Genomic DNA, 3,725 nt, shown 5'->3' with positions numbered 1-3,725 from the left:
TAATGGTTGTCGATGAGTCTCATCAGACCATGCCGCAAATTCGGGGGATGTACAACGGCGACCAGGCCCGGAAACAACAATTGGTCAACTATGGATTCCGTCTTCCAAGTGCATTGGACAACCGGCCGTTAACATTAAGCGAGTTTGAGCAGCACGTTCATCAGATTATTTATATGTCGGCCACACCGGGCCCTTATGAGATGGACCAGACCAAAGACGTTGTCAACCAGGTCATTCGACCAACTGGATTGCTGGATCCGACCATTGACGTTCGCCCAATCATGGGTCAAATGGATGATTTGGTGGGTGAAATCAATAAGCGCGTCGAAAAACACGAGCGGGTTTTCGTAACCACTTTAACTAAAAAAATGGCTGAAGATCTGACTGATTATTTGAAGGATTTGGGCATCAAGGTCAAGTACCTTCATTCTGACATTAAAACATTGGAGCGAACCCAAATTATCCGAGATCTGCGTTTAGGAAAATTTGATGTTTTAGTCGGGATCAACCTTCTTCGTGAGGGGATCGATGTGCCGGAAGTTTCACTCGTCGCCATTTTGGATGCCGATAAGGAAGGCTTCCTTCGTAATGAGCGGTCCCTGATTCAAACGATCGGTCGGGCATCACGAAACGAACACGGTGCCGTCATTATGTATGCGGATACGGTCACGGATTCCATGCAGGCAGCGATTGACGAAACAGCTCGTCGCCGGGCGATTCAGGTGAAGTATAATGAAGAACACGGAATCACACCGAAGACGATCGTCAAGCCAATTCGCTCACTGATTTCAGTCACGAAGACTTCCGATGACAGTGGCGAAAAAGACGACTTTGTTGAAAGCGATTTTGAGCAAATGAGTCAAAAAGATCAAAAGCAGATGCTTGAACGGTTAACCGAAGAAATGCGGGAGGCTGCCAAGAAACTCGATTTTGAGCAGGCTGCGACATTGCGTGATACAATTATTGAGTTAAAAGGTGAAATGAGTAAATGATCTAAAGGAGATTATGCATATTGGCAATGGATAAGATCGTCATTCGTGGCGCACGGGCCCACAATTTACAAAACATTAACGTGACAATTCCAAAGGACAAATTGGTTGTCATGACTGGACTTTCCGGTTCCGGTAAGAGTTCACTGGCATTTGACACCTTATACGCGGAAGGTCAACGACGTTACGTTGAGAGTCTCTCGTCGTACGCCCGCCAATTTTTAGGCCAGATGGATAAGCCGGATGTCGATTCTATTGATGGGTTAAGCCCGGCGATTTCAATTGACCAGAAAACCACTTCCAAGAATCCGCGTTCAACGGTTGGGACGGTTACCGAAATTAACGATTATTTCCGTTTGTTATGGGCAAGAGTCGGGGTACCGATCTGTCCAAATGACGGCTCGGTTATTTCTAGTCAGTCTGTCGATCAAATGATTGATCAGATCATGAAGCTGCCTGAACGGACCAAGCTTCAGATTTTGTCCCCCATTGTTCGTGGCAAAAAGGGACAACATAAAAAGATATTTGAGAAAGTTAAGCGTGAGGGGTTCGTTCGAGTCCAAGTGGATGGTGAAACTTATGATATTGATGAGGCGCCGGAACTTGATAAGAATAAAGCCCATGATATTAATATCATCATTGATCGAATTATCGTCAAAGATGGGATTAATAACCGTCTCTCAGACTCATTGGAAGCCTCATTAAGATTAAGTGGTGGTTATGCGATCGCAGACTTCATGGGTGAACGGGATCCAATGATGTTTTCTGAACATTATGCTTGTCCGATTTGTGGGTTTACCGTTGGCGAATTGGAACCACGGTTATTTTCATTCAACTCACCGCTTGGTGCTTGTCCAGACTGTGACGGACTCGGCATGAAGCTGGAAGTTGATGAGGATCTGGTCGTTCCCGATGGCAAGAAGACGTTGGCTGAAGGGGCCCTTGCGCCTTGGAATTCTGCCAGCTCCAAGTGGTATCCGAATATGCTCAAGCAGGTTTGTGATGCTGAAGGAATTGACATGCAGACGCCATTTGACAAACTTCCCAAGTCGCAGCAGAAATTTGTCCTCTACGGTTCCAAGACCAAGTCATTTCACTTCGTCCTTCAAAGCGATTTTGGCGGCATTCGGGATGTTGATGGGCCGTTTGAAGGCGTTGTGAACAACGTCGACCGTAGATACCACAACACCAGCAGTGACTTTACCCGGGATAACCTGAGTCAGTACATGACCGAATTAACCTGTCAAACCTGCCACGGTTACCGCTTAAATCGAAAGGCGTTGGCAGTCAAAGTCGGCAATCAAAACATTGCTCAAATTTCAGCACTGGACGTAACGGCGGAGATTAATTTCTTCAGTTCACAAACCTTTGGCGAACAAGACGAAATGATTGCCAAACCAATTTTGAAAGAGATTACTGATCGACTTACTTTCTTACGAAACGTTGGGTTGGACTATTTAACGTTGTCCCGTTCTGCCAGAACCTTATCTGGTGGTGAAGCACAGCGAATCCGGTTGGCAACTCAGATTGGTTCTAATTTAACTGGGGTTCTATACATTTTAGATGAACCGTCAATTGGGCTGCATCAACGGGATAATGACCGGTTGATCGCCTCATTAAAAAAGATGCGCGATTTGGGCAACACATTAATTGTGGTTGAGCATGATGAAGATACCATGCGAGCCGCCGATTATATCGTTGATATTGGGCCGGGTGCCGGACGACAAGGCGGACAGGTGATGGCTGTCGGGGCGCCAGAAGATATTGAAAAGGCCCCCAAGTCAATCACCGGTCAGTACCTTTCCGGTAAGCGATTTATTCCGGTTCCTGCCAAGCGCCGTAAGGGTAATGGCAAGAAGATTCGGGTGACCGGTGCAGAAGAAAATAACCTCAAGAATTTGACCGTGGATTTTCCACTTGGGAAGATGGTTGTTGTCACCGGTGTCTCTGGTTCGGGAAAGTCAACGTTGGTTAATGATATTTTGAAAAAGGCTTTGGCACAGAAATTAAACCATAATTCTGAAAAGCCTGGGAAGTACAAGTCAATTTCGGGATACAAAAATATTGAAAAGATTATCGATATCGATCAGAGTCCAATCGGTCGGACACCGCGCTCCAACCCGGCAACTTATACGGGTGTCTTTGATGATATCCGCGGGTTGTTTGCGAACACCAATGATGCCAAACTACGTGGATTCAAAAAGGGCCGGTTTAGTTTCAACGTTAAGGGCGGTCGTTGTGAGACCTGTCATGGCGATGGGATTTTAAAGATCGAAATGAACTTTTTACCTGATGTTTACGTGCCCTGTGAAGTTTGTCATGGCAAGCGCTATAACGCTGAAACGTTGGAAGTTGAATACAAGGGTAAAAACATTTCCGAAGTGTTGGATATGACCGTTGACGAAGCCGTTGACTTTTTTAGCGCAATTCCAAAAATTAGTCGTAAGCTGCAAACTATCAAGGACGTTGGTTTGGGCTACGTGTCGCTTGGCCAACCCGCTACGACTTTGTCAGGTGGGGAAGCCCAACGAATGAAGTTGGCTTCTGAACTTCATAAAAAGGCCAATGGTAAGAACTTTTATATCCTTGACGAACCGACGACTGGATTGCACAGCGAAGATATTAGAAAATTGCTCGGCGTTTTGCAGAAGTTGGTTGACCAGGGCAATACGGTCTTAATCATCGAACATAACCTCGACGTCGTCAAAAGTGCCGACTATTTAATCGACCTTGGGC

At 45.9% G+C, this 3,725-nt stretch carries 2 protein-coding genes; both read left to right on the top strand.

The window, feature by feature from the left end; translation table 11 throughout:
• On the top strand, positions 1-992 hold a 992-nt coding region (locus AB3112_RS09375; RefSeq protein WP_367334370.1), incomplete at its 5' end, for a helicase-related protein.
• Between the two features lie 20 nt (positions 993-1,012).
• Positions 1,013-3,725, top strand: a 2,713-nt coding sequence (gene uvrA / locus AB3112_RS09370; RefSeq protein ID WP_367334369.1) for an excinuclease ABC subunit UvrA, incomplete at its 3' end; no start/stop codon positions are given.

This window comes from Lentilactobacillus sp. (assembly GCF_040773105.1).
In the GTDB taxonomy this organism is placed as follows: Bacteria; Bacillota; Bacilli; order Lactobacillales; family Lactobacillaceae; genus Lentilactobacillus; species Lentilactobacillus parabuchneri.
Note: the sequence above shows the minus strand (reverse complement) of the source record. Positions and strands in the feature narration are given on the sequence as shown.